The 25,012-nt window shown below is 71.9% G+C and carries 21 protein-coding genes; 5 read left to right on the plus strand and 16 right to left on the minus strand.

Annotation, left to right across the window (positions count from 1 at the left end):
* Positions 1–89 precede the first annotated feature (89 nt).
* Positions 90–1,262, minus strand: a complete 1,173-nt coding sequence (locus tag IE246_RS16620; RefSeq protein ID WP_189991683.1) for a pyridoxal-phosphate-dependent aminotransferase family protein — start codon at positions 1,260–1,262, stop codon at positions 90–92.
* Positions 1,263–1,408: 146 nt separating this feature from the next.
* On the opposite strand from IE246_RS16620, the gene IE246_RS16625 reads away from it, so the two are divergent.
* Positions 1,409–2,893: a multicopper oxidase family protein gene (locus IE246_RS16625; RefSeq protein WP_189991685.1), complete on the plus strand. Its 1,485-nt coding sequence runs from the start codon at positions 1,409–1,411 to the stop codon at positions 2,891–2,893.
* Positions 2,894–2,925: 32 nt separating this feature from the next.
* Here IE246_RS16625 and IE246_RS16630 read toward each other — a convergent pair whose 3' ends face one another.
* Positions 2,926–5,850, minus strand: coding sequence for an FAD-binding and (Fe-S)-binding domain-containing protein (locus tag IE246_RS16630; protein WP_189991686.1), 2,925 nt, complete (start codon positions 5,848–5,850; stop codon positions 2,926–2,928).
* A 73-nt stretch (positions 5,851–5,923) separates the two neighbouring features.
* Here IE246_RS16630 and IE246_RS16635 point away from each other — a divergent pair, with 73 nt between their 5' ends.
* Entirely contained in the window at positions 5,924–6,751 is an 828-nt protein-coding gene (locus IE246_RS16635; RefSeq protein ID WP_189991688.1) for an AraC family transcriptional regulator, read from the plus strand.
* Positions 6,752–6,940: 189 nt separating this feature from the next.
* On the opposite strand, the gene IE246_RS16640 is transcribed toward IE246_RS16635, so the two are convergent.
* From IE246_RS16640 to htpX, 8 genes are all read right to left on the minus strand, one after another.
* Positions 6,941–7,978, minus strand: a complete 1,038-nt coding sequence (locus tag IE246_RS16640; protein ID WP_189991690.1) for an L-idonate 5-dehydrogenase — start codon at positions 7,976–7,978, stop codon at positions 6,941–6,943.
* Positions 7,979–8,189: 211 nt separating this feature from the next.
* A complete protein-coding gene (locus tag IE246_RS16645) occupies positions 8,190–10,103 on the minus strand; it encodes a polysaccharide biosynthesis protein (RefSeq protein WP_189991692.1) in 1,914 nt (637 codons plus the stop codon).
* 172 nt (positions 10,104–10,275) lie between these two features.
* Positions 10,276–11,220 carry an NAD-dependent epimerase/dehydratase family protein gene (locus tag IE246_RS16650; protein ID WP_189991694.1) on the minus strand — a complete coding sequence of 315 codons (945 nt, stop codon included), beginning with the start codon at positions 11,218–11,220 and terminating at the stop codon, positions 10,276–10,278.
* Positions 11,217–12,269 carry an MraY family glycosyltransferase gene (locus IE246_RS16655; RefSeq protein ID WP_189991696.1) on the minus strand — a complete coding sequence of 351 codons (1,053 nt, stop codon included), beginning with the start codon at positions 12,267–12,269 and terminating at the stop codon, positions 11,217–11,219. The genes IE246_RS16650 and IE246_RS16655 overlap by 4 nt, the downstream gene beginning before the upstream one ends.
* A gap of 56 nt (positions 12,270–12,325) precedes the next feature.
* Positions 12,326–13,972 carry a heparinase II/III family protein gene (locus IE246_RS16660; RefSeq protein WP_189991698.1) on the minus strand — a complete coding sequence of 549 codons (1,647 nt, stop codon included), beginning with the start codon at positions 13,970–13,972 and terminating at the stop codon, positions 12,326–12,328.
* Positions 13,969–14,652 (minus strand): ribulose-phosphate 3-epimerase, encoded by a 684-nt coding sequence (gene rpe / locus IE246_RS16665; protein WP_189991700.1) that lies wholly within the window; start codon positions 14,650–14,652, stop codon positions 13,969–13,971. Before rpe ends, IE246_RS16660 begins: the two co-directional genes overlap by 4 nt.
* A 54-nt stretch (positions 14,653–14,706) precedes the next feature.
* Positions 14,707–16,017, minus strand: coding sequence for an RsmB/NOP family class I SAM-dependent RNA methyltransferase (locus IE246_RS16670; RefSeq protein WP_189991701.1), 1,311 nt, complete (start codon positions 16,015–16,017; stop codon positions 14,707–14,709).
* A 47-nt stretch (positions 16,018–16,064) separates the two neighbouring features.
* Positions 16,065–16,943, minus strand: coding sequence for a zinc metalloprotease HtpX (htpX, locus tag IE246_RS16675; protein ID WP_189991703.1), 879 nt, complete (start codon positions 16,941–16,943; stop codon positions 16,065–16,067).
* Between the two features lie 105 nt (positions 16,944–17,048).
* On the opposite strand from htpX, the gene IE246_RS16680 reads away from it, so the two are divergent.
* The gene (locus IE246_RS16680; protein WP_189991705.1) at positions 17,049–17,267 is read left to right on the plus strand and encodes a DUF1674 domain-containing protein; all 219 of its coding nucleotides are present in this window, start codon (positions 17,049–17,051) and stop codon (positions 17,265–17,267) included.
* A 96-nt stretch (positions 17,268–17,363) separates the two neighbouring features.
* On the opposite strand, the gene IE246_RS28150 is transcribed toward IE246_RS16680, so the two are convergent.
* Positions 17,364–17,717, minus strand: coding sequence for a GIY-YIG nuclease family protein (locus IE246_RS28150; RefSeq protein WP_308434495.1), 354 nt, complete (start codon positions 17,715–17,717; stop codon positions 17,364–17,366).
* 228 nt (positions 17,718–17,945) lie between these two features.
* On the opposite strand from IE246_RS28150, the gene IE246_RS16690 reads away from it, so the two are divergent.
* Positions 17,946–18,812, plus strand: coding sequence for an isocitrate lyase/PEP mutase family protein (locus tag IE246_RS16690; protein ID WP_189991709.1), 867 nt, complete (start codon positions 17,946–17,948; stop codon positions 18,810–18,812).
* A gap of 13 nt (positions 18,813–18,825) precedes the next feature.
* Here IE246_RS16690 and rsmD read toward each other — a convergent pair whose 3' ends face one another.
* Together rsmD and IE246_RS16700 are read right to left on the minus strand one after the other, a co-directional pair.
* Positions 18,826–19,392 carry a 16S rRNA (guanine(966)-N(2))-methyltransferase RsmD gene (gene rsmD / locus IE246_RS16695; RefSeq protein ID WP_189991711.1) on the minus strand — a complete coding sequence of 189 codons (567 nt, stop codon included), beginning with the start codon at positions 19,390–19,392 and terminating at the stop codon, positions 18,826–18,828.
* Positions 19,358–20,377 carry a pseudouridine synthase gene (locus IE246_RS16700; protein ID WP_189991713.1) on the minus strand — a complete coding sequence of 340 codons (1,020 nt, stop codon included), beginning with the start codon at positions 20,375–20,377 and terminating at the stop codon, positions 19,358–19,360. Before IE246_RS16700 ends, rsmD begins: the two co-directional genes overlap by 35 nt.
* Before the next feature lie 65 nt (positions 20,378–20,442).
* Here IE246_RS16700 and IE246_RS16705 point away from each other — a divergent pair, with 65 nt between their 5' ends.
* The gene (locus IE246_RS16705) at positions 20,443–20,895 is read left to right on the plus strand and encodes a nucleoside deaminase (RefSeq protein WP_229837293.1); all 453 of its coding nucleotides are present in this window, start codon (positions 20,443–20,445) and stop codon (positions 20,893–20,895) included.
* A 7-nt stretch (positions 20,896–20,902) separates the two neighbouring features.
* On the opposite strand, the gene IE246_RS16710 is transcribed toward IE246_RS16705, so the two are convergent.
* The 3 genes from IE246_RS16710 to IE246_RS16720 all read right to left on the minus strand — a co-directional run bounded on the left by IE246_RS16710 (position 20,903) and on the right by IE246_RS16720 (position 24,505).
* Complete coding sequence (locus tag IE246_RS16710) at positions 20,903–22,090, minus strand: alpha-hydroxy acid oxidase (RefSeq protein ID WP_189991715.1); 1,188 nt, start codon at positions 22,088–22,090, stop codon at positions 20,903–20,905.
* A gap of 254 nt (positions 22,091–22,344) precedes the next feature.
* Positions 22,345–22,962 carry a response regulator transcription factor gene (locus IE246_RS16715; protein ID WP_189991717.1) on the minus strand — a complete coding sequence of 206 codons (618 nt, stop codon included), beginning with the start codon at positions 22,960–22,962 and terminating at the stop codon, positions 22,345–22,347.
* Complete coding sequence (locus IE246_RS16720) at positions 22,940–24,505, minus strand: ATP-binding protein (RefSeq protein WP_189991719.1); 1,566 nt, start codon at positions 24,503–24,505, stop codon at positions 22,940–22,942. Before IE246_RS16720 ends, IE246_RS16715 begins: the two co-directional genes overlap by 23 nt.
* Positions 24,506–25,012: the final 507 nt, after the last annotated feature.

The following is a 25,012-nucleotide window of genomic DNA, read 5'->3' on the forward strand; positions in this document are numbered from 1 at the left end:
AGGGAAGAACGGCGGATCACCCCCTGTCCCTCATCCCGGCCGAAGCGCAGCGCAGAGCCGGGACCCAGGCCACGACCGGCGCCCGCCCCTCAGGCGTTGCCCGACAGGTAGTCCATCGCCGCCTGCACCCCGCCCGGCTTGATCGGCACGCCGGCGATCCGCAGGCCCATCTCGCAGCCGGCCAGCGTGCCGGCCAGCATCAGGTCGTTGAAGTCGCCGAGGTGGCCGATCCGGAACATCCTGCCCTTGACCTTGCCGAGGCCGGCGCCGAGTGACATGTCGAACTTCTCCAGGATCACCTTGCGCACCGCGTCGGCGTCGTGGCCGTCCGGCATCACCACGCCGGTCAGCACCGGCGAGTACTCCTTCGGCTCAAGGCACTGGATCTCCAGCCCCCAGGCCCGCACCGCCCGGCGGGTCGCCTCGGCATGCCGCTCGTGCCGGGCGAACACGTTGTCGAGCCCCTCCTCCATCAGCATGTCGCAGGCCTCCTTGAGGCCGTACAGCAGGTTGGTGGCCGGGGTGTAGGGGAAGTTGCCGGACGGGTTCTGGCCGAGCTGGGAGGCCCAGTCCCAGTAGGAACGGGTCATCTTGGCCGACTTCGACGCCTCGATCGCCTTCGGCGACAGCGCGTTGAAGCCCAGGCCCGGCGGCAGCATCAGCCCCTTCTGCGAGCCGGTGACGGTGACGTCGATCCCCCACTCGTCGTGCCGGAAATCGGCCGACGCCAGGCCGGAGATGGTGTCGACCATGAACAGCGCCGGATGCCCGGCGGCGTCGATTGCCTTGCGGACCTCGGCGATCCGCGAGGTCACGCCGGTCGAGGTCTCGTTGTGGACCACGCAGACCGCCCGGATCCTGTGCTCCTTGTCCTTGCTCAGCCGGTCCTCGATGGCGGCGGCGTCGACCCCATGGCGCCAGTCGCCGGTGATCACCTCCGGCTTCAGGCCGATGCGGGTCGCCAGCTCGGACCACAGGGTCGAGAACTGCCCGGTCTCGTACATCAGCACCGTGTCGCCCGGCGACATGGTGTTGACCAGCGCCGCCTCCCACGCTCCGGTGCCCGAGGACGGGAAGATGATCACCGGGTTCTTGGTCTTGAACACCGGCTTGACCTTCTCCAGCACCTCCTTGGCGAGCGCCTGGAACTCCGGGCCGCGGTGGTCGATGGTCGGCCGCTCGATGGCGCGCAGGATCCGGCCCGGCACGTTCGAGGGACCGGGGATCTGCAGGAAATGCGGGCCGGCGCGATGTCCGCTCATGGCGTTGCCTACCTTTCGTGATTTCTGAGAACGGTTCGACCGGCGAAAGCCGGCGGTTTTTGCCACCCACCCCGGGTTCGGCTACCCTTCCGGGAGGGGAGATGCAAGCTAAGGTCGCCGCGACGCGATCGAGGGAGGGCCGACCGATGACTCACGGACTCGCGACGCGACGAAACGTCCTGACCGGCATCGCCGCAACCACCGCCCTGGCCGGTCTGCCGACCGGCGCCTTCGCCCGCAAGCCGAAGATCGAGATCGAGGCCACGACCCGCGAGATCGAGGTCGGCGGCAAGCTGGTCAAGCGCCTGGCGCTCAAGGGCCCGCAGGGCATGGACGGCCTGCGGATGAAGAAGGGCGACGACTTCGCGGTCCGCCTGACCAACAGGCTCTCGGAAGAGACCCTGATCCACTGGCACGGCCTGATCCTGCCGCCGTCGCAGGACGGCGTGCCGGGGATTTCGGCGCCGCCGATCCCGCCGGGCGGATCCGCCGAGTACGACTTCCCGCTGGTCCAGGCCGGCACCTACTGGATGCACTCGCATGTCGGCCTGCAGGAGCAGCTCGGCCTGGCGATGCCGCTGATCCTCGAGGACCCGGACGATCCGCTGCGCGACCTGCAGGAGGTCGTGCTGTTCCTCGAGGACTTCACCTTCAAGGACCCCTACGAGATCCTCAAGACGCTGCGGCTCGGCGGCATGATGGCGATGGAGCATCAGCACGACCACACCATGAAGGGTCATGCCCACAGCATGGCCGAGAGCATGAAGTTGGCCGCCGAGAAGATGAAAATGGGCGGCGGCAAGATGGACCCGTCCAAGCCCGACCTGAACGACGTCGACTACGACGCCTACCTGGCGAACTCGCGCACCCTGCAGGACCCCGAGGTCGTCAAGGTCGAGGCGAACGCCAAGGTCCGGGTCCGCATCATCAACGGCGGCGCGTCGACCAACTTCCACATATCCGCCGGCGGCCGGACGGCCCGGCTGATCGCGGTCGACGGCGAACCGGTCGCGCCGATCGACGACACCGTGTTCCCGATCTCGATCGCCCAGCGCCTCGACCTGCTGGTCGACGTCCCGGCCGGGGCGGCGGTGCCGATCCTGGCCCAGCGCGAAGGCGACACCGCCCGGACCGGTCTGATCCTGGCCGCCCCCGGCGCATCCGTCGCCAAGGTCTCCGACAACGCCGACAAGGCGGCCGGCGCCATGGGGGTGGAACTGGAGACGCGCCTGGTCACCGCAGCACCGCTGCCGCCGCGGCCGATCAGTGCGGAGCTGACCTCCTCCCTGACCGGCAACATGCAGCGCTACGTCTGGATCATCGACGGCGCACCGTACCCGCGGAACAAGCCGCTGGTGGTCACCACCGGACAGCGCACCGCCGTGCGGATCAGGAACGAGACCGGCATGTCGCACCCGATGCACCTGCACGGGCACGTCTTCCAGGTCATCGAGATCGGCGGCCTGCCGGTGGACGGCGCGGTGCGCGACACCGTCCTGGTGCCGCCGATGTCGAACGTCATGATCGCCTTCGACGCCGACAACCCGGGCAACTGGGCCTACCACTGCCACAACCTCTACCACATGGAGGCCGGCATGTTCTCCTACCTGGCCTACGTCCCGGCGACCTGAGCGGCCGCAAGACGGCCCGGTCGCGACACCGGTCACGACGCCAGGCTCCGGGCCAGCACCACGGCGACATGCTCGGCTTCGCGGCCGGCACCGTCGTGGATCTGGTGGCGGCAGCTGGTGCCGTCGGCGACCAGCAGCGTGCCCGGCTCGGCCTGACGGACCGCCGGCAGCAGGCTGAGCTCGGCCATCTTCATCGAGACCTCGTAGTGCTCGGCCTCGTAGCCGAAGGCGCCGGCCATGCCGCAGCAGCTGGACTCGATCACCGAGACCTCGAGCCCGGGGATCAGCTTCAGCGCCGCGGTCACGTCGCCCATGGCGGCGAACGCCTTCTGGTGACAGTGGCCGTGCACCAGGGCCTTGTCGGCAATCGGCTTCAGCTTCAGACCGTCCAGCCTGCCCGCCTTGGCCTCGCGCGCCAGGAACGCCTCGAACAGCATGGCCTGCGCCGGCACCGCGCCGGCGGCGTCGCGCAGCAGCGACGGCAGCTCGTCGTTCAGGGTGAACAGGCAGGACGGCTCCAGCCCGACGATCGGCACGCCGCGCTCGGCATAGGGCGCCAGGGCCGCGACCAGGTTGCGCATCTCGGCCTCGGCCTGCTCGATCAGGCCGCTGGCGAGATAGGTCCGGCCGCAGCACAGGCGCCGGCCGTCGCCGCTCTCGGACGGGTCGACCACGTGGACCGTGTAGCCGGCGGCGTCCAGCACCTTCACCGCCGCCCGCAGGTTCTCCGGCTCGAAGTAGCTGTTGAAGGTGTCGGCGAACAGCACGACCTCGCGGCCGTCGGCGACCGCGCGCTCCGGCACCTCGGAGGCGCGGAACGGCTCGGCCGCGAACGCCGGCAGGCTGCGCTGCCGGGCGAAGCCCATCAGCACCTGCGACAGCCAGGGCAGGCCCGGCACCGCGTCGCGCAGATTGGCGAGGTAGTGGAAGCGCGAGGCCGCCTCGGCCCAGCGCGGCAGGGTGGCGATCAGCCGGTCCTTCAGCGACAGCCCGTGGCGCCGGACATACTGGCCCAGCACCTCGGTCTTCATCTTGGCCATGTCGACGCCGGTCGGGCACTCGCGCCGGCAGCCCTTGCAGCCGACGCAGAGATCCAGCGACGCCTTCATCGCCGGGTCAGTCAGGCCCTCGGGGCCGAGTTGGCCGGACAGCGCGAGGCGCAGGGTGTTGGCGCGGCCGCGGGTGACGTGCTGCTCGTCGCCGGTCACCCGGAAGCTCGGGCACATCACCGCCGGGTTGCGCTTGCGGCAGGTGCCGTTGTTGTTGCACATCTCGACCGCGCCCGAGAGCCCGCCCCAGGCCGACCAGTCGAAGCGGGTCGCCGGGTTCGCCGGCCTGTAGTCCGGCCGGTAGCGGAACAGGCTGCGGTCGTCCATCTTCGGCGGGTCGACGATGCGGCCGGGGTTCATCAGGCCCCTGGGGTCGAACGCCCGCTTCACCTCGCCGAAGGCGTCGACGACGCGGTCGCCGAACATCTCGCGGTGGAACTCCGAGCGCACGATGCCGTCGCCGTGCTCGCCGGAGTGCGAGCCCTTGTACTCGCGCACCATGGCGAACGCCTCCTCGGCGATCGCCCGCATCTTCTTCACGTCGGTGCCGTCCTTCATGTTCAGGACCGGCCGGACGTGCAGGGTGCCGACGCTGGCGTGGGCGTACCAGGTGCCCTCGGTGCCGTGCTTGTGGAACACTTGCGTGAGGCGGCCGGTGTATTCCGCCAGGTCCTCCAGCGGCACCGCGCAGTCCTCGATGAACGACACCGGTTTCCCGTCGCCTTTCATCGACATCATGATGTTCAGGCCGGAGGTCCGGACCTCGGTGATCTGCGCCTGGAACGCCGCGTCCTCGGCCCGCACCACGGCGTCCGGGAAGCCGAGGTCGCCCATCATGGCTTCCAGGTCGGCGAGCCGGCGCAGCAGCGGGTCGCGCTCGTCGCCGGCGAACTCGACCACCAGCAGGGCCTGCGGCTCGCCGCGTACGAAGCGGTCGACGATCGGCCGGAACATGGCGATCTCGCGCGCCAGGTCGACCATCGTGCGGTCGATCAGTTCGACCGCGTAGGGCTGCAGGGTGACGAGATGGCGCGCCGAGTCCATCGCGTCCCAGAAGGTCGGGAAGTGGCAGACCCCCATGACCCGGTGCCTGGGGATCGCGTGGGTCTTGAGGCGGATGCGCCGCGACAGCGCCAGCGTGCCCTCGGAGCCGACCAGCAGCGACGCCATGTTGTGGCCGCCCCGGCCGTCGCGGGCGACCACGCGATCCAGGTTGTAGCCGCCGACCTTGCGCATCAGCTTGGGGATGCGGGCGTCGATCTCGGCGGTCTCGCGGTCGGCGATGGCGCGGATCGTCTGCACCAGGTCGCGGTAGCGCGCCGGCCCCGCCAGCTCGCCGATGTTTCCGGGGACGTAGCCGAAATTGGCCTCGGTCCCGTCCATCAGGATCGCGTCGATCGCCTCGACGTTGTCGACCATGATGCCGTAGTGGATCGACCGGCCGCCGCAGGAGTTGTTGGCGGTCATGCCGCCGATGGTGGCGCGCGACGCGGTCGAGACGTCGACCGGGAACAGCCTGCCCTTCGGCTTCAACCAGGCGTTCAGGTGGTCGAGCACGATACCCGGCTGCACCGTGACTTCCTGGCTGTCCTCGTCGTAGTCGACGACGCCGTTCAGGAACTTGGTGCAATCGAGGACCAGCGCGGTGTTGACAGTCTGGCCGCACTGCGAGGTGCCGCCGCCGCGCGGCAGCACCGGGATCCCCTCGTCGGCGGCGATCTGGATGGCGACCCTCAGGTCCTGCTCGGTCCTCGGGACCACCACGCCGATCGGCTCGACCTGGTAGATCGAGGCGTCGGTGGCGTAGCGGCCGCGCGAGAACGCGTCGAACAGCACCTCGCCCTCGAGCTCGCGGCCGAGGCGCGCGGCGAGCGCCGAATCCCCGATGCGGGCAGCAGCAGCCGTCATGGTCTCACTCCCTCCAACGCCTGCTAGACTACGCGCGAACGGGCAGGACCGATACCGGACCAGCGGACAGCGGATGTCGCCGAGCGGACACGACCGGAAGGACCGGAACAAGGACGAGACGGGCCAGCGCGACCCGGTCAGCGGCCATGTCGAGAGCGACGCGGCGGTGATCGGCCATGCCGCCAGCTTCGCGCCCGGCGCCAGCGTGCCGTGGCACCGCCACCGCCGCGGCCAGCTCGCCCTGACCCTGGCGCGGGTGATGCGGGTCGAGACCCCCGACAGGGTCTGGCTGGTGCCGCGCGGCTCGGTGCTGTGGCTGCCGGCCGGCACTCCGCACCGCAGCCTGGCACCGGAGGAGCGGCTGATGCGCAGCCTGTACGTCCGCCCTGGTGCCGCCGACGCGCTGCCGGACGCCCCGACAGCCGTCGAGCAGGGCACGCCGCTGGCCGACATGGTGACCTGGCTGGCCGAGACCTACGACAGCGACCGGCTCGACCGGGCGTGGTCGACCGTGGCCGGGGCGGCCCTCGCCCTGGTGCGCCCGGCGCCGGGCGTGCACATCCGCCTGGCGGCACCCAAGGACCCCGGCCTCGCCGCCATCGCCGACGCGGTGCAGGCCGACCCGTCGGAGGACACCAGCCTCGAGGACTGGGCCGAGCGCCTGGGCGTCTCCGCCCGCACCCTGCGCCGCCGGGTCCAGGCCGAGACCGGCCTCAGCTACCGCGACTGGCGCCGCATCCTCGGCCTGACCGTCGCCGCCGAGCGGCTGCTGGCCGGCGGCACCGTGACCGACGTGGCGTTCGAGACCGGCTACGCCGGGACCAGCGCCTTCGTGGCGGCGTTCCGCCACGCCTTCCAGGTGACCCCGGGGGAGTTCCAGCGCCGGGCGGCGGGGCGGTAGGGGAAGCGCACGCCCCCCTATCCGACGTCATTCCGGAGCGGATTGCCATCGGCGAGACGCATCCGGAACCCACGGTGCCACGGGTGCCAGCGGCCATCCGACTGGCGGTTGGGTTCCGGCTCCGCCCGCCTACGGCGGACCGGTCCGGAATGACGTCAGGAGGGGGAGGCCGCCGCGAGAATCGGCCCCTCAGAACCTGAGATGCACCTTCATCGACCGCCGCCGGTCGCTGGCCGTGCGGAACGCCTCCATGGCGTCGGCCGCGGCGAACTCGTGGGACAGCACCGGGCCGACGTTCAGGCGGCCGCTGGCCAGCAGGTCGACCGCCACCGGGAACTCGCGGGCGAACCGCATCGAGCTCTTCAGGGTCAGTTCCTTGACCATCACCTGGTCCATCGGGACCGTCACCTGGGTGTTGGCGTACATGCCGACCTGCACCAGGGTGCCGCCGGGGGCGAGCTGGGCCAGGCAGGTGGCCAGCGCCGCCGGGTGGCCCGAGCACTCGACCGCGACGTCGAACCGGCCGCGCGGATGCGCCGGGTCGGCGAGGCTGTCGGGATTGCCCGCGACGTCGTGGGTGCGGTCGGCGCCGAGCGCCTCGGCGACCTTCAGCGGCTCCGGCGTCACGTCGGTGATCTCGACTGCCGCCGCGCCGGCGAACCGCGCCATCATCAGCACCAGCGAGCCGATCGGCCCGGCCCCGGTCACCAGCACCTCGCGTCCGAGCAGCGGTCCTGCGTGCGACAAAGCGTGCAGCACCACCGACAGCGGCTCGGCCAGGGCCGCGACCCGCGCCGGGGTGTCGGCCGGCACCTTCACGCATTGCCGCTCGTGGGTCGCGAAGCTCTCGGCGAACAGGCCCTGGGCGTGCGGGAACCGCCGCGACGAGCCGAGGAAGATCATGTCGCCGCACAGGTTCTCGCGGTCGGACCGGCAGAACTCGCACTGGCCGCAGGGGTGGCTCGGGTTGATCGCCACCCGGTCGCCGACCGCCACCCGGGTGACGCCGGGGCCGGTCTCGGCGATCGTGCCGGCGGCCTCGTGGCCGAGCACGAACGGCTCGCGCACCGGGAAGTCGCCCATCCGGTAGTGATGGAAATAGTGCAGGTCGGAGCCGCAGATGCCGCCGGATTCGACCCTCACCCGCACCTCGCCGGGGCCGAGCGCCCGCTCCTCGCGCGGCTCGACCCGCAGATCCTCGGCCGCCCGCAGCACCACCGCCTTCATCGGCTTCCTCCCTGGTATGGCAGGGCGAGTCTGCGGCCGGGCGGGGCTGGGTGGCAAGCGCCCGTCGCACCGTAGGTCCCGGCTCTCCCCCGGCTCAGGGCCGGGGTCGGCCGGGATGAGGACTCTTGAACGCCCCCCACACCCTCATCCCGGACGGTCGCGCAGCGGCCGAGCCGGGACCCACCCGCCGCTCCGTCGCCAGACAGCCGCCTCAGTCCCCGGTCGCCCGCACCTCCGGCGCGTCGGCGGGCGGGGCGTACTCGGGAACCAGCTGCGACAGGATGCGCAGGGTCGCCGCGGTGTCGCGGTCGCGGGCCGCCGCCTCCAGCTCGTCCAGGCCGCGCCCCAGCAGGGCGATGTCGGTGGTGCGCGGCCGGGCCCGGCGCAGCGCCGGCACGGGGGTCGGCTCCAGCGCCTCGGCGTCGTGGAACAGCTCCTCGTACAGCTTCTCGCCGGGGCGCAGGCCGGTGAACTCGATCCGCACGTCCTCGTCGGGCACCAGCCCGGCCAGCCGGATCATCTGGCGGGCGAGGTCGACGATCTTCACCGGCTCGCCCATGTCGAGCACGGTGATGCCGCCGCGCCCGCCCTCGGTCGCGACCTCCAGGGCGGCGGCCTGCAGCACCAGTTCGACCGCCTCGCGCACGGTCATGAAGTAGCGGGTCATCTCCGGGTGGGTGACCGTCAGCGGCCCGCCCCGCTCGAGCTGGCGCTGGAACAGCGGCACCACCGAGCCGGTCGAGCCGAGCACGTTGCCGAACCGGGTGGTCACGAACCGGGTCGCGGTGCCGTCTGCCAGGTCGAGGGCCTGGGCATAGGCCTCGGCCAGCCGCTTGGTCGCGCCCATCACGTTGGTCGGGTTAACCGCCTTGTCGGTCGAGATCAGCACCACCGCCCGCACCCCGGCGGCCCGGGCGGCGTCGGCGACGATCCGGCTGCCGATGGCGTTGGTCAGCACCGCGTCGTCGACGTTGGCCTCCATCAGCGGCACGTGCTTCAGGGCGGCGGCGTGGAACACGATCTCGGGCGCGGCGAGGCGCATGATCTCGGCGACCCGGGCGCGGTCGCGCACGTCGCCGATCATCGCCCGGCGCTCCAGCTCCGGGAACCCTTCGCCCATCTCGCGGTCGATCAGATAGAGCGCGTATTCCGAGCTGTCGACCAGGGTCAGCGCCGCCGGGCCGAAGCCGGCGACCTGGCGCACCAGCTCCGAGCCGATGGTGCCGCCGGCGCCGGTCACCAACACCCGGCGGCCGGCGATCAGCGCCCGCATGGCGTCGCGGTCCAGGGTCGCCTGCGGCCGGCCCAGCACGTCCTCGACGTTGATCGGCCGCAGCGTGACGGTGCCGCCGTCGGCGGCCTCCAGCGCCCCGACCCGCGGCATCCGGCTGACCGGGATGCCGAGCGCGTCGCCCTGCTCGAACAGCCGGCGCACCGTCGCACCGTCCATGCGCGAGCGGGTCAGCACCAGGCGCTGCGGGCGCAGGCCGCCGCCGGTCAGCCGCTCGACCACGGCGGCCAGGTCGTCGAGCCCGCCCATCACCCGGACGCCACGGATCTGCCGGCCGGTCCGGGCGTCGCGGTCGTCGACGATGCCGACGACCCGGTAGGTCGCCTCGCCGCCGCGCGCCATCTCGCGGATGAACAGGTCGGCCCCGTCGCCGGCGCCGACCAGCAGCACCGGGATACGGGACTGGGCGTCGCGCTCGAGCAGTGCCGACAGAGTGCCGTCCTTCAGCAGCCGGTAAGCGAAGCGCGGCGCCGCCAGCAGCACCGTCAGCACGAACGCCTCGATCACCAGGAACGAGCGCGGGAAGTCGTCGAGCCGGGTCAGCGCGAACTGCACCACCAGGAAGCCGGCCAGGATGAACACCACCGCCCGCACGATCCGCACCAGGTCGCCGATCGAGGTGTAGCGCCACACCGCGGTGTCGAGCCGGACCACCAGCAGCACCGCCAGCGCGGTCAGGGTGAAGGCGGCCAGCCCGGTCTCGACCACCTGCCGCGGCCACCACCAGATGCCCTCGCCCAGCCGCAGGTAAAGCGACAGCAGGAACGAGACCGCCGCCATGGCGACGTCGTGGACCAGGATCGCGGCCGATCGTCGAAGCGCCCGTCCGGTCACGGCTGCCTCCTCCGAATGAACGCGGAGTGATGGGTGGGTCCCGGATCAAGTTCGGGATGACGGCGGGGAGAATACACCGGGACGCGGCGTCCCTCTTCTGTCGTCATCCCGGAGCGCGTCGCCACAGGCGGCGTGCATCCGGGACCCACCATGCGACGGGCGCTCATCTCGCTCACAGGCATGGGTCCGGCCCCTCGGCCACGGCGTCTGCCATCGCCCGCTCCGGATCAAGCGGGGGCGCCCAGCCGAGGGCGGCGCGGATCGCCCGGTCGTCGACCGCGTAGGACTGCACCAGCCGGCGCGCCGCCTCCGGGCCGAGCCGGGCCGAGACCAGGGCCGACAGCACCGCCCGCGGCACCGGCAGCACCAGGGCCCGGCGCTCCAGCGCCCGCAGCACGCGCCGGACCAGCTCGGCCGTCGAGACCGCCTCGCCATCGGACACCAGGAAAGTCCCGGCAACGTCGTCCGGCGCCTCGACGCAGCGGACCAGCGCCGACACCAGGTTGTCGCGGTGGATGAACGACCGCCGGTTGCCCGAATACCCGAGCGGCAGCACCGCCGGGGCACGCCGCAGGAACTCGATCATCTGCCGGACGTTGCCGCCGCTGGCCCGGCCGTAGACCGCCGGGCTGCGCACCACGATCGGTCCTGGCGCGTCGGCGAGCACCAGACGCTCGGCCGCCAGCTTGGCCTCGGCATAGGCGTCGTTGGGGTGCGGTTCGTCGGCCTCGGTCAGCGGCCGGGCGCCGGACTCCTCGCCCATCGCCTTCAGCGAACTGACGTAGACGAACCGGCGCACGCCGGCGGTCCGCGCCCGGTCGATCAGCCGGCCGGTGCCCTCGACGATCACCCGCCTGGCCTCGGCCCGCCGGGACGCCTCGTCGCCCTCGCTCAACGGCGGCGACACCGTGTGCAGTACCGCTTCCACGCCATCGAGCGCGGCGTCCCAGCCGGTCCCGGCGTCGACCTCCCCGACCGCCAGCGCGCCGGCCCGGCGATGCGTCGGCAGCCGGTCGAGCGACCGGACCGCCGCCACCACCCGGTGGCCGGCACTCTCCAGCGCCAGCCGGGCGGCCCGCCCGACATAGCCGTTGGCGCCGGTCACCAGGACCTTCATGCCCGTTTCACCCTGCGGGGCGCCGGGGCCGGCCGCAGCACCACGAACAGCAGGGCCACCACCACCGCGCCGGCGGCCAGCGCGATCACCGGCTCCCGCGGAGCGGCGAGCCAGGCGAGCGCAACCAGGGCGGCGTTCGCGACCGCGATCCGCAGGCACACCGCCGAATGGCTGGCGCCGCCGATCACCGCGCGCTGGTAGACGTGCTCGCGGTGCGCCTGCGCCGGGTTCTCGCCGCGGGCGACGCGCCGGCCGAGGGTCAGGGTGGCGTCGACCACGTAGACCAGCGGCAGCAGCAGGGCGGCGGCCAGCCCGACGATCCCGGTGCCGGCCAGACCGACCAGCAGGAAGCCGAGCAGATAGCCGAGCGGCACGCTGCCGACGTCGCCGAGGAAAATCCGCGCCGGGTGCCAGTTCCACACCAGGAAGCCGAGGGCGGCGGCCACCAGCAGCGCCGCCACCGGCGCGACGCTAGCCGGCGCGATGCCGAGCAGCGCCAGCCCGACCAGCCCGACCCCGATCGACACCGTCTCGGTGCCGGTGATGCCGTCGATGCCGTCCATGAAGTTGTACAGGTTGACGAACCACAACCAGCCGAGCGCGGTCAGCGGCAGATCGATCCAGGCCGGCGCCACCGCCGCCAGCGCGCCACGGCCGTCGAGCGCCCACAACCCGGCCGCGACCGCCAGGGCCTGCACGCCGAGCCGGACCCCGGCGCCGAGGCTGCGCAGGTCGTCGACGAACGAGATCGCGCCGAGCGCCAGGGCCGCCGCCAACGGCACCAGCCGGCGCCAGAGATCGGCTCCCGGATCGGCGTCGCCCGCCCCGTGGCCCGCCCCGTCGACCGCCAGCAGCCAGATCCAGCCGGCGGCGATCGCCGCGACCACCGCCAGGCCGCCGCCGCGCGGCACCGGCACGCTGTGGCTGGAGCGCTCGTTCGGCCGGTCGAGGATCGCCCGCCGGGTCAGCACGCCGACCAGCACGCGGGTCCCGAGACAGGCGAGCAGGAACGCCAGGGCTGGCGCCGCGAGGGCGGGTAGGTCGACCATGATCGCGCTTATACCGAAGTGGCCGGACGGTAGATAGGGATCAGCGCCGGCGCACGCTACGCGGCCCGCCGGTCCTCGCGCCGCAACGCCCACTTGATGGTGAGCGTGCCGTCGTCGCGGACCGCGCCGGCCGGCACGGTCAGCACCAGCTGCCGGCAGCGCTGCAGGATCCCGCGGTCGCCGAAATAGACGCTTTCGTGCAACTGCAGGGCCCCGCCGGCCGAGCGCAGCCGCCAGCCGGCGCCCGACGCGGTCCGCAGCAGCGCCGCCCCACCGTTCTGGACCACCGAGGCTGCGACCCGCGGGTGCAGGTGGAAGCGGATGACCGCCTCGGACGGCCGCACGCCCGGTCCGCCGGAATAGGTCAGCACGTCCTCGCCGCGCAGATCGTCGCCGCCGGCCGCCATGTACAGCCGCCGCCGGTGCGAGACGCCGTGGCTCTCGGCATAGCCGTCGTGCTCGGCCTCGACCCAGACGGCGCCGTCGGCTTCCCAGCGCTCGACCCGGACCCGGCTCGGGCAGCGGCCGATCGCACCGCGGGCGTCGATCTCGGTCGAGTTGGTGTCGTCGATGATCAGGGTGGAGTGCGCCGCCGTCGCCCGCAGCGCGCCCTCCCAGCGCGGATCGGCCGGCGCCGCCCCGCAGTTGACGATCAGGCGCTCCTTGCCGACCGACAGCTCGAAGGACAGCGTGCCGGCATGCACCAGGCCTTCGCTCTCGGTCGGTACCCCGGTGTCCATGATCGCCACCGCCCGCCCGGCCGACAGCCGCTCGAACCCGGTGTCCGACGCCGACGCCACCGCCCGCACCTTCGACTCGGTGCGCGCCAGCAGCGAGTCGATCCGCCACACCGCGCCCTCGGTTGCGCCGTTGAACAGCGCCAGCCCGCCGTCGCCGTGCCGCAGCATCCGCAGCACGCCGGTCATCCGGCCGATCGCGTCGTCGAGCCCGCCGGTGGATTCCCGCCCGGCCGCCCGCAGCGCCGCCCGCGAGTCCACCAGGCACGCCAGCACCGCCATCTGGGCCCGCGGCGAGCGCGCCCGGTGGCCGCCGTCGGCCAGCACCTGGTCGCGCAGGGCGGCTTCCAGCCGGTCCAGCAGGGACTGCAGCCGGTCGCCGTCCTGGCCGAGCGCCACGCTGGTGACGATCGCCCCGCGCAGCGCCTCGATGCGGGCGATCCCGGTCGGCCCGCTCGACAGCGCGCCCAGCAGGTGGCGGTGCTGGCGGGCCAGGCTGGCGAGCACGGCGTCCCGGAAGCCCTCCTCGGCGGACTCGGCGAAGAAACCGAAGGTCGCGACCCAGGCCGCCAGGCGCGCGGCCAGCACATCCGCCCGCCAGGCCAGCCGGTCCCAGCGGTCGAAGCTCTCGATCCAGCCGCCGACCAGGTCGCGGGCCTTGCGGCGGGCGGCGTCGCCGCCGAGGTCGCGCAGGTCGCGCAGCCACTCGAAGCGGTGCAGGATCTCGGTGGCCCCGTCGGTCAGGCCGTCGTTGCGCCAGGGGTCGGCGCCGACGTGAACCAGCTGTCCGGCGACCGGGAACGCGCCCTCCAGGATCTCGCGGCCGGAATCGGCGTCGCCCGGCCACGGGTCGGTGAGAGCGACCGCCAGCCCCTGGGGCGCCTCGCCACTGATCCGCCAGGCGTGCAGGGGAGACGCGTACCAGGCCTCGCGGAGCCGCCGGCCGATACCGCCGTCTCCGGTCATGCCGGTGCCTTCTGCCGGGCCGCTGCCTTGAGTCGGGCGATGTTGTCGGCGTAAGCCGACGGGCCGCCGCGGAAGGTCGCGGTGCCGGCCACCAGCACGTCCGCGCCGGCCGCCGCCACCCGCGGTGCGGTCTCGACGCTGACGCCGCCGTCGACCTGCAGGCGGATGTCGCGCCCGGTGGCGTCGATGCGGGCCCGGGCGGCGGCGATCTTGGCGAGCTGGCTCTCGATGAAGGCCTGGCCGCCGAAGCCCGGGTTGACCGTCATCACCAGGATCAGGTCGACCATGTCCATCAGGTTGTCGAGCGCCTCCACCGGGGTCCCGGGGTTCAGGGCCACGCCGGCCTTGGCGCCGAGCGACCGGATGAGCTGCAAGGTGCGGTGGACGTGCGGCCCGGCCTCCGGATGCACGGTCACCACTTCGGCCCCGGCCTCGACGAATGCCGCCACGAACGGGTCGACCGGGGCGATCATCAGGTGCACGTCGAAGGTGCGTTCGGTATGCGGGCGCAGGGCCTGCACCACCGCCGGGCCGATCGTCAGGTTCGGGACGAAGTGCCCGTCCATGACGTCGATGTGGATCCAGTCGGCGCCGGCGGCGTCGACGGCACGGACTTCCTCGCCCAGCCGCGCGAAATCGGCGGACAGGATCGACGGAGCAATCAGGATGTCGCGGGACATGGACCGGTCGTTATCAGGTTGCTCGGACGGCTTCAAGCGGCGGCGATCCCAGCCTCAGGTTCGGACGAGGCGGCAGGCGTAGAACCCGTCGATCCCGCCGAGGTTCGCGAGCTGGTCGGGCCGGCTGCGCAGATCGCCGTCGGCGCTGATCAGCTCGGCCAGCCCGCCGACCTCCTCCGGCCGAATCGGCTCGCGCCGCAGCCCCGGAATCGACGCCAGCGCCGCCGCCACCCGCTCCGGCCCCTCGACCGGCTCCAGCGAGCAGGTGCAGAACATCAGGGTCCCGCCCGGGGCGAGCAGGCGCACGGCGTTGGCGATCAGCCGGTCCTGCAGGACGGCGAGCTTTGCCGGGTCCTCCGGGTGCTTCAGCCACGGCACGTCGGGATGCCGGCGGATCGTGCCGGTGGCCGAGCACGGGGCGTCCAGCAGGATCGCCTCGGCCGGGTTCTCCAGGCTCATCTCGGCGGCGTCGGCGACCCGGGTGGCGGCGCTCAGTCCGAGTCGGCCGAGGTTGCGCTCCAGGCGCTGCAGGCGCGGCTTCGAGCGGTCGACCGCCAGCACCTGCGCGCCGGCCGCCACGAGCTGCGCCGTCTTGCCGCCGGGCGCCGCGCACAGGTCGACGATGCGCCGGCCGGCGACCGGGCCGAACAGCCGGGCCGGCAGCGCCGCCGCCATGTCCTGCACCCACCATGCCCCTTCAGAGAACCCGGCAAGCGCCTCGACCCGGCCGTCGAAGCCGCGCCGCAGGGTGCCGGTCGGCAGCACCGTCGCGCCGAGCTTGCCGGCCCAGCCCTCAGGATCCGCCTTTACCGAGATGTCGAGCGGCGGCTCGACGAAGCCGGCCGCCGCCATCGCCTCGGCCGTCGCCTCGCCATAGGCCGCCCGCCAGCCGTCGGCCAGCCAGTCCGGCAGCGCGGCGAGCGCGGGCATGCTGATGATCTCGCCGCGGCCTTCGCGGTCGAGCCGGCGCAGCACGGCGTTGGTCAGCTTCACGAACGGCTCGAAACCGCGCGATCGCACAAGGGTGACCGCGCTGTCGACCGCGGCGTGCGGCGCCACGCCCAGCACCAGCAGCTCGGTGGCGGCCAGCCGCAGGATGTCGCGGACCACCGCGGCCTTGGTCGGCAGCGGCTTGTCCAGGCACTTGTCGATCAGCCGGTCGACATGGCCGAGGCGACGCAAGGTCGTGGCGACCAGCAGCCGGGCGAACCCGCGGTCGCGGTCGGGCAGCTTGGCCAGCCCGTCATGGGCGGCCAGCGCCTCGTCCAGGGGGGTGCGCTTGGCGAGGACGCCGCGCAACAGGTCGAACGCGACGCTGCGCGACGCGGAGACCTTGGCTTCGGGGGCGGTGCGGGTATCGGCCATAATGGCGCCGTTTGACCACGCGCCGGCCCGGTCCTCAAGCCCTCTCGTTAACCCCAGGGACCGCGCCGCGAATCCGGCTCGCCGGCCATCGCGCGCAGCCGCGCGATGCGCTCGCGCATCGGCGGGTGGGTGGAGAACAGCGAGTCGACCGAGCGCGCGTGCAGCGGGTTGACGATGAACAGGTGCGCGGTCGCCGGGTTGGCCTCGGCGGCGTCGTTGTCGATCCGGTGCGCCGCGGTTTCCAGCCGCTCCAGCGCCGAGGCCAGCCACAACGGCCGGCCGCAGATCTGCGCGCCGAGCGCGTCGGCCCCGTACTCGCGGGTCCGGCTGATCGCCAGCTGCACGACCGTGGCGGCCAGCGGCGCGATGATCGCCATCAGCAGCAGGCCGATGCCGCCGAGCGGGTTGTTCCTGTCGTTCGAGCCGCCGAACATCGCCGAGAACATCGCTAGGTTGGCCAGCATCGACATTGCACCGGCGATGGTCGCGGTGATCGTCATGATCAGGGTGTCGCGGTTCTTCACGTGCGCCAGCTCGTGGGCCATGACCCCGGCGACCTCCTCCGGGCTCAGCCGGCGCAGCAGGCCGGTGGTAGCGGCAACCGCGGCGTTCTCCGGGTTGCGGCCGGTGGCGAAGGCGTTCGGCTGGTCCTGGTCGATCAGGTAGACCCGCGGCATCGGCAGCTCGGCGCGCTGCGCCAGCTGGGCTATCATGTCGTGGAACCACGGCAGGTCGCCGCGCCCGATCTCGCGCGCGCCGTACATCCGCAGCACGATCGAGTCGGCGTTCCAGTAGGCGAAGAAGTTCATGGCGACGGCGATCGCCAGCGCGATCAGCATGCCGCCCTCGCCGCCCATCGCGTAACCGGCGACGCCGAACAGCGCGACCAGCGCCGCCAGCAGCAATCCCGTGCGGAAAGTGTTCATGTCTCCGTTGTCCGAGGAATCCCGGGAACCTCGCAGAAATGGCCCGCGACGCGGCCGCGTTCAAGGACTGGCGGCAGGCGCGCGGCCGGCCTATATGCTGTGGTCATGAGCCAGCCGCGCAGCCCGTTCCGCGACGTCCGCACCCCGCAGTCGAAGGCCGACACGGCGTCGCCGGCGACCGCCCCGAAGCCGCTCGCGGTCCCGCCACGCCTGGACCCGCGCGCCGCCGCCGCCGACCTGCCGCCCGAGCGCGGCGGCTACGCCGGCCCCGAGCCGACCCGCTTCGGCGACTGGGAGCACAAGGGCCGCTGCACGGATTTCTGATCCTTCGCGGCTGCGGCCTGGGTCCCGGATCTCCCCTCGATCAAGTCGAGGGTCGTCCGGGATGAGGGAGTTGGGGTGGGGACATATTGTCCTTCCTCATCCCGGCCGTAGCGAAGCGCAGAGCCGGGACCCAGCAGCGTCCGTTGCGTGATTCAGCCCGGGGTAGAGGTCAATCCACTCCGGGTTTGCCGCTTCGATCAGTTCGATCTTCCACTGCCGACGCCAGCGCTTCAGGCGTTTCTCCTGCTCGATCGCTTCCGCCATCCCAGCATACGGGCCGAACCACACCAGCCTGGTCACACTGTAGCGGGCGCAGAAGCCCGACGGCTGCGTCCGGTGCATGTGCATCCGACGGAAGAGGTCGCGAGTGACTCCGACGTAGAGCGTACCCCGGGGTCGAGACGCGAGGATGTACACGCAGGGTCGGATCGGTTCGGGCATGCACGTCATAAGGCAGGGCCAGGGCGACTCTCCAGGGTGTACCCGATAGGTCCCGGCTCTTCCCCTCGATCTGGTCGAGGGTTCGGCCGGGATGAGGTGAGGTGGGGAGGTTATTCACCCTCCCTCATCCCGGACGGCGCGTCAGCGGCGATCCGGGACCCACGCTGCCCTGGCGACAGATGGCTACGGGCTGTGCCACTCTCCGGCCGGACAACGACCCCGACCCGGAGGAACCCCATGGCATCCCTGCGTGACAAGCTGCGTCCCGGCAAGCTGCTGACCGCGCCCGGCGTGTTCGACGGCATCTCGCTGCGGCTGGCCGACCGCATGGGGTTCGAGTGCCTGTACATGACCGGCTACGGCACCGTCGCCTCGCATCTCGGGCTGCCGGACGCCGGGCTGGCCTCGTACCGCGACATGGTCGAGCGGGTCCGCACCTTCGCCGGACTCGCCACCACGCCGCTGTTCGCGGACGGCGACACCGGCTATGGCGGGCTGCTGAACGTCGAGCACACGGTCCGCGGCTACGAGGCCGCCGGCGCCGCCGCGATCCAGCTCGAGGACCAGGAGTTCCCGAAGAAATGCGGCCACACGCCCGGCCGCCGGGTGATCCCGATCGAGCAGGCCGCCGCCAAGATCAGGGTCGCCGCCGAGGCCCGCGACAGCCGCGACTTCCTGATCGTCGCCCGCACCGACGCCCGCACCGCCCACGGCCTGGACGAAGCGCTGCGCCGGGCCGAGGCGTTCGCCGAGGCAGGCGCCGACATCCTGTTCGTGGAGTCGCCCGAGACCGTCGAGGAGATGGAGAAGATCGGCCGCAGCTTCGACCTGCCGCTGCTGGTCAACGTGGTCGAGGGCGGCAAGACCCCGGTGCTGAGCGCCGAGGAGTACGTCGCGCTGGGTTACCAGATCGCGATCTTCCCGGCGGTCGGGTTCCTGGCCATGGGCGCCGCCCTCGACTCGGTCTACGGCACGCTCAAGCAGACCGGCGCCTCGACCGGCGTGACCGCGCCGCTGGCCGACTTCATGGAATTCTCCAAGGCCATGGGCTTCCAGCAGGTCTGGGAGTTCGAGAAGGCGCACGCCGACATGGAAGGGCGCTGACCGGATAGAACGGTCAGCCCTCGGCCGGCGCCTTCTGCAGCAGGATCAGCCGGGCGGCGCCGTAGCGGCGGTCGTCGACCAGGGCGTAGCCGGTCGGGGCCGCCACCTTCTCCTTCTTGCCGACCTCGACCGCGACCACCGTCTCCGGTCCGACCCAGCCGCCGCGGGTGATGGTGTCGAGCGACTCGGCCCACAGGCCGGAGCCGTAGGGCGGGTCCATCAGCACCAGGTCGGCCGGCATCGGGCTGCGCTCCAGGAACCGGGTGGCGTCGGTCTCGCGGATGTGGGTGAGGCCGGCGGCCCGCAGCTTGGCGATGTTGGCGCGCAGGGCGGCCAGCGCCGTCGGCGCGTTCTCCACGAACACCACCTGGGCGGCGCCGCGCGACAGCGCCTCCAGGCCGAGCGCGCCGGAGCCGGCGAACAGGTCGAGCACCCGCGCCCCGCGCAGGGTCAGACCGAACCGGCCGCCCTCCAGGATGTTGAACAGCGCCTCGCGCGCCCGCTCCGACGTCGGGCGGACCTCCAGCCCTTCCGGCGCGGTGAGCTTAGCCCCGCGGTGCTTTCCGGCGACGATCCGCACCGGCACTCCCCCCCTTGCTGCGTGGGCCGGGAGCATCCCCGCCGGCGGACTTCGGCTTCAACCGCAGGGTTCCGGGCCGGGTCGGCTGGTCGCCACCGGCCCTGGTCGGCTGCTTTGCCCCGGACCGGGGAGCCGGCTTGCGCGACGGCGGCGGCGTGCCGGTGCGCTTCGGCTTGGCCCTGGCGTAGCCGCTGTCGTCGCCCTTCTCGAGGCCGAGCTGGTCCTTCAGCACCCGGCGCTTGACCTCCTCGACCCCGCCCGGCTCGATATCGCCGAGCTGGAACGGGCCGTAGGTGATCCGGATCAGCCGGCTGACGGTGAGCCCGAGGTGCTCCATGACCCGGCGGATCTCGCGGTTCTTGCCCTCGCGCAGGCCGACGGTCAGCCAGGAGTTGGTGCGCGACGCCTTGTCGATGGTCACCTCGATCGGCCCGTACTCGACGCCGTCGACCGTGACGCCCTTCCTGAGGTTCGCCAGCCTTGCCTCGTCGAGCGGGCCGAACACCCGGACCCGGTAGCGGCGCACCCAGCCGGTCGCCGGCAGTTCCAGATAACGGGCCAGCGCGCCGTCGTTGGTCAGCAGCAGCAGGCCCTCGGAATCCAGGTCGAGGCGGCCGACCGTAACCACCCGCGGCAGGTCCTTCGGCAGCCTCTCGAACACCGTCGGCCGGCCCTCGGGGTCGCGGTTGCTGGTCACCAGCCCGGCCGGCTTGTGGTAGCGCCACAGCCGCGGCGGCTCGATGACCGGCAACGGCTTGTCGTCGACCAGGATGACGCTGGCGTCGTCGACGTTGACCGCCGGCGAGGTCAGCACCGTGCCGTCGACCTTGACCCGGCCGTCGGCGACCCAGCGCTCGGCGTCGCGGCGCGAGCACAGGCCGGCCCGTGCCAGGCGCTTGGCGATGCGCTCGGGGCCGCGGCTCTCCTCGAACAGCGGAGCGAGGTCGGTGGGCGTGCGGCGGGGCGCTTTGGATCGAGGGGCCATGGCGATGCGATGTACCGCGCGCCGCCCGGCGTGACAATCGCCGTGCGACGGCGTATGCCCGCGCCATGGCTGGATCGGGTTACATGGCGCGGGCGCTGGCGGCGGCGCGCAAGGCGGCCGAGGCCGGCGAGGTGCCGGTCGGCGCGGTTGTGGTGCACGCCCCGACCGGCCGGGTGCTGGCCGAGGCCGGCAACCGGGTCGAGACCGACCGCGACCCGACCGCCCATGCCGAGATGCTGGCGATCCGGGCGGCGGCGCGCGCGATCGGCGCGCCGCGGCTGGTCGACTGCGACCTGTACGTCACGCTCGAGCCGTGCGCGATGTGCGCCCAGGCGATCGCCCACGCCCGCATCCGCCGGCTGGTGTTCGGCGCCTACGACCCCAAGGGCGGCGGCGTCGAGCACGGATCCCGGGTGTTCGAGCAGCCGACCTGCCACCACCGGCCCGAGGTCGTCGGCGGCGTCGAGGAGACCCAGGCCGGGGCGCTGCTCAGGGACTTCTTCGCCGAGCGGCGCTGAGTGCGACCTAGAGCCCCGGCGCGTTGCGGCCCGGGAAGCCGTGGTCGATCAGCACGTGGTCGCGCTCGATCTGGTCGATCGCGGTGCAGCCGAGATAGCCGAGGGTGCGGTCGATCTCGTCCTTCATCAGCCCGATCAGGTGCGCCACCCCGGCCTCGCCGCCGGCGGCGGCCGCGAACGCCGCGGGCCGGCCCATCAGCACGCCCTCGGCGCCGAGCGCCAGCGCCTTGACCACGTCGGTGCCGCGCCGGAAGCCGCTGTCGATCAGCACGTGCATTTTCCTGCCGACCGCGTCGACAACCTCGGGCAGCATCTCCAGCGGCGCCGCCGAACTCTCCAGGTTGCGCCCACCGTGGTTCGACAGCACGACCCCGTCGCCGCCGCACTCCATGATCCGCACCGCCTCGTCCGGGCGCAGCACCCCTTTGACCAGCAGCTTGCCGTTCCAGAGTTTCCGCACCGCCCGCAGGTGGTCGTAGTCGAAGGCGTAGCGGCGGTTCTCGATGAAGTATTTGGTGGCCGACAGGCTGTCGACGACCTCCGGGGCGTAGGGCGTCAGGTTCGGCATGCTCGGCAGCCCGGCGCGAATCAGCACGTCCCACACCCAGCGCGGCCGGGCCAGCACCCGGGCGACGTTGCGCGGCGTGCGCTCCAGGGTCAGCGTGAAGCCATTGCGGCGGTCGCGCTCGCGCTTCGGGCCGACATGGGTGTCGGTGGTGACCATCAGGGCCTCGTAGCCCGCCGCCTGGGCGCGCCGCACGATGCCCTCGTTCACCCGGTCGTCCTTGAAGACGTAGAGCTGGTACCACAGCCGGGCGTCCGGCACGGCGGCGCGCAGGTCCTCGATCGAGATGCCGGCGGCGGTGCTGAGGCAGTACGGGATGCCGGCGGCGGCGCAGGCCCGCGCCATCGCCAGCTCGGCGGCGGGCGCGAAGTTCGACAGCCCGCCCATCGGCGCGATGGCGATCGGCGCGGCCGAGGGCTGGCCTAGCAGGGTGGTGGCCAGGCTGCGGCTCGATACGTCCGCCATGGTGCGCGGCCGGAACCGCACCCGCTCGAACACCGCGCGATTGTTGCGCAGTGCGACCTCGTCCTCGGCGCCGCCGTCGATGAAGTCGAACACCGGTTTCGGCAGGTAGCGCGCCGCCGCCCGACGGAGGTCCTCGGCGTTGTGGATCTGCTTGAAGTTCGGCATGGCCGGGAGGGCTCCCGTTCAATTGGCGGAAGCGAGCCTAGCCGAGCACGCGACGGGCGGGGACCGGAATTTGTGCGTCGGACGGGGCGCAAGCGGCGGCGCGGAACGAACTGGCCTCACCGGCGGGAGCGGTCGGCCCTGCGGCCCATGCGTGGGCGCGCGACCGTCGCCCAGAGGGAGGCCGGCGCCCAGAGGGAGGCCGGGCTTCGGCCCGGGCCTCGCCCCCCGGGGATCCCTTGCCTTCCGGCCTCTCCTCAGGGTTCTTCCTGAGTGTCCAACGCCTCCTTCAGAAGGATGCCGTGACGGACCAGTTCGGCCAAGGTCTTGGCCCCCATCTTCTCGAACACCCAGGCACGATAGGTCTCGACGGTGCGGATGCTGATCCCAAGTCGGGCGGATATCTCCTTGTTGGCGCAGCCGGCGACCACCAGCCACATCACCTCACGCTGACGAACCGAGAGGCTCGCGTAGCGCTGACGCAGATCCGTAAGCTCGGTCAACCGAACCACCGTGGCCTGTCCGACCTCGACGGCCTGGGCGACGGCGGAGAGCAAGCGCTCCTCCTCGAAGGGCTTCTCGATGAAGTCGAACGCCCCCTGCTTGAGTGCGCGGACCGCCAGTTCGACATCGCCATGCGCGGTCAGCAGGATCACCGGCCGCGGGTCGTGGGCTTCCTGCAGCGCCGCCACCAGGGCGAGCCCGTTCATCCCGGGCATGCGGAGGTCGCTGACGACGCATCCGCCAGCCGCCGGCGCCGACAGGAACTCGGCCGCGCTGGCATAGCGCTCCACGGCATAGCCTCTACTGGCAAGCAGCTGGCCCACCGCATCCAATACGCCGGGGTCGTCGTCAACCAGTGCTACCGTGCTCATCTGCCGTCGTTCCGGTTTGGGCGATCCTAAGCTTCACAGTCGTTCCTCCGGCATCGCTCGCGATCGACAGCGACCCGCCGTGCACTTCCGCCACGGATCGCGCGATCGACAGGCCGATGCCGGTACCCTTGGCCTTTGTGGTGACCAGGGGGGTCACCCCATAGTCAAGCATTTCCGGTGCGAATCCCGGACCGGAATCGGTGACCGTGAACTCGACGGACTGCCCGTCGCTCGCCACGTCGATGGAAACGGTACCGGGCGACCCGGTCGTCTCGATCGCATCGATGGCGTTGTCGAGGATGTTGTAGAGGGCCTGCTCCACCTGGACCGGGTCGCACACCACGGTCCTGACGTCCGGAGCCACACCGACCACGAACTGCACGCTGCCGAGCCGGTCGACCAGCAGCTCGCGCACGTTCTCCAGCAGTTCCTCCGCGCGCACCGGCTGGGGGCGGACGGCCTCCTGGCGCACGACGTCCCGGGTCGCGCGGATGATGGCGCTCGCGCGGTCGCACTCGGAGCGGATCCGAACGACGGTCGCGACGGCGTCGTCGACCTTGCCGGCCTGCAGCGCCTCGCGGGCGATGCCGGCGTAGGTCCTGATCGAGGTGATCGGCTGGTTGATCTGGTGCGCGATCGATGTCGCGATCTCGCCCATCGACCGCAGGCGCAGCGCCCGTCCGAGCGCCACCTGCTGCTGACGCAGCCGCAGGGACGCGGCGCGCTGCTGATCGATGAGGCTGCCGAAGACCAGGCCGGTCGCCGCCAGGGAGACCATCAGCATCTGGAAGGAGACGAGGTCGGCGAGCGCGTCCTGGCGCAGGGAGACCGCAACCACCAGGCCGACCTGGATCAGGCACAGCGCCGCCGCCGCTCCGGCGACGCCGCCGCGGAAGGAGAACCACAGCAACGGCACGAACAGCAGGTAGAAGAGCTGGAACTCGCGGGCATGCGGCAGCGCGAAGATCGCACCGAACGCCAGCACCATCGTCGCGACCTGCGGGATCATCTCCCAGCCGGGAGCCGGCATCCGCCTGTGCCACAGCAGGAGCAGCGCCGGGGTGACGATGAGCATGCCGATCAGATCGCCGACGAAGAAGCGCAGAAACGCATCGGGGATCTCCGCGGGCTGCAGGATGCCGGCCAGGATCAGCACCGCGTCGTAGCTGAACGCCGCCATCGCGCTGGCGCCGAACGCCGCCGCCATGAGCAGCAACGTGTGACGCGGCGTCAGGAGACGGCTGTCGAACGCCACGCTGCGCCGCGCCAGGAGCCCCACGACCAGGTAGCTGCCGCCGAACAGCACCCCCTCCACGAGATGCACCGAGGCCGGCACCATGCCGCCGCGCACCAGGATCCCGGCCAGCACCGGAGCCACCAGGACGACCGGTGCGCTCGGGAGCCCGCGCAGCATCACCAGGGCGACCGCCAGTCCGGCCGACGGGTTCCAGGGCGTGATCGCCAGCCCGCGATAGGAGTCGATGAAGCTGACATAGTCGAGCGCCACGTACGCCGCGATCCACAGCGGCCAGGCGATGGCCATTCGCACGAAATCCCGGTCCCACTTCAGCAACTCGTTCCCCCCGCATATCGGACGATCCCGAAGGTAATTCACTATCGGGTTTCTACGGAGGGGGTAGCCCCGTCGTTTCCCCACCGAGGCCCGTCTACGTGGGTGGCCGCCACAGCTTGTCCGCCACCGTCTTCGAACTGACTTTGAAGGTTGATCGCAAGCCAGGCGGTCGTCACGACATGACCGGCGGATGATCTGGAATGGTGGATCAAGCGAGATACGCGTCAGATGCCCCCCGGTATCGGGACAGATCGGCCGGGACTGGTGCCGGCGTTGCGGACCAAGACAGACAGGCTGACGAGGAATCCCCTGTTGTTCTTACGCTCATCGATCGACTGGAACGAAACTGGACATTCCCGGCGGCCCTCGTACTGGGCGCCATCTTTCTGATCTCGGCACTCCAATAGATCCGAGACCGCGCCGGCGGCCGGCAGCGGTGCAGGGTCGGGGTGCCCGGGTGAGTGTGGATTTCCACAG

It is taken from the genome of Thalassobaculum fulvum (assembly GCF_014652915.1).
GTDB classification, from domain to species: domain Bacteria; phylum Pseudomonadota; class Alphaproteobacteria; order Thalassobaculales; family Thalassobaculaceae; genus Thalassobaculum_A; species Thalassobaculum_A fulvum.

Coding starts and splice junctions, on each gene's coding strand:
- IE246_RS16700 (WP_189991713.1), bottom strand. CDS start 20,377: ATGGCCCCTCGATCCAAAGCGCCCCGCCGCACGCCCACCGACCTCGCT.
- htpX (WP_189991703.1), bottom strand. CDS start 16,943: ATGAACACTTTCCGCACGGGATTGCTGCTGGCGGCGCTGGTCGCGCTG.
- rpe (WP_189991700.1), bottom strand. CDS start 14,652: ATGTCCCGCGACATCCTGATTGCTCCGTCGATCCTGTCCGCCGATTTC.
- IE246_RS16710 (WP_189991715.1), bottom strand. CDS start 22,090: ATGCCGAACTTCAAGCAGATCCACAACGCCGAGGACCTCCGTCGGGCG.
- IE246_RS16625 (WP_189991685.1), top strand. CDS start 1,409: ATGACTCACGGACTCGCGACGCGACGAAACGTCCTGACCGGCATCGCC.
- IE246_RS16670 (WP_189991701.1), bottom strand. CDS start 16,017: ATGGCCGATACCCGCACCGCCCCCGAAGCCAAGGTCTCCGCGTCGCGC.
- IE246_RS16705 (WP_229837293.1), top strand. CDS start 20,443: ATGGCTGGATCGGGTTACATGGCGCGGGCGCTGGCGGCGGCGCGCAAG.
- IE246_RS28150 (WP_308434495.1), bottom strand. CDS start 17,717: ATGACGTGCATGCCCGAACCGATCCGACCCTGCGTGTACATCCTCGCG.
- IE246_RS16720 (WP_189991719.1), bottom strand. CDS start 24,505: ATGGCCATCGCCTGGCCGCTGTGGATCGCGGCGTACGTGGCGCTCGAC.
- IE246_RS16620 (WP_189991683.1), bottom strand. CDS start 1,262: ATGAGCGGACATCGCGCCGGCCCGCATTTCCTGCAGATCCCCGGTCCC.
- IE246_RS16640 (WP_189991690.1), bottom strand. CDS start 7,978: ATGAAGGCGGTGGTGCTGCGGGCGGCCGAGGATCTGCGGGTCGAGCCG.
- IE246_RS16680 (WP_189991705.1), top strand. CDS start 17,049: ATGAGCCAGCCGCGCAGCCCGTTCCGCGACGTCCGCACCCCGCAGTCG.
- IE246_RS16630 (WP_189991686.1), bottom strand. CDS start 5,850: ATGACGGCTGCTGCTGCCCGCATCGGGGATTCGGCGCTCGCCGCGCGC.
- IE246_RS16715 (WP_189991717.1), bottom strand. CDS start 22,962: ATGAGCACGGTAGCACTGGTTGACGACGACCCCGGCGTATTGGATGCG.
- IE246_RS16660 (WP_189991698.1), bottom strand. CDS start 13,972: ATGACCGGAGACGGCGGTATCGGCCGGCGGCTCCGCGAGGCCTGGTAC.
- IE246_RS16635 (WP_189991688.1), top strand. CDS start 5,924: ATGTCGCCGAGCGGACACGACCGGAAGGACCGGAACAAGGACGAGACG.
- IE246_RS16650 (WP_189991694.1), bottom strand. CDS start 11,220: ATGAAGGTCCTGGTGACCGGCGCCAACGGCTATGTCGGGCGGGCCGCC.
- IE246_RS16690 (WP_189991709.1), top strand. CDS start 17,946: ATGGCATCCCTGCGTGACAAGCTGCGTCCCGGCAAGCTGCTGACCGCG.
- IE246_RS16655 (WP_189991696.1), bottom strand. CDS start 12,269: ATGGTCGACCTACCCGCCCTCGCGGCGCCAGCCCTGGCGTTCCTGCTC.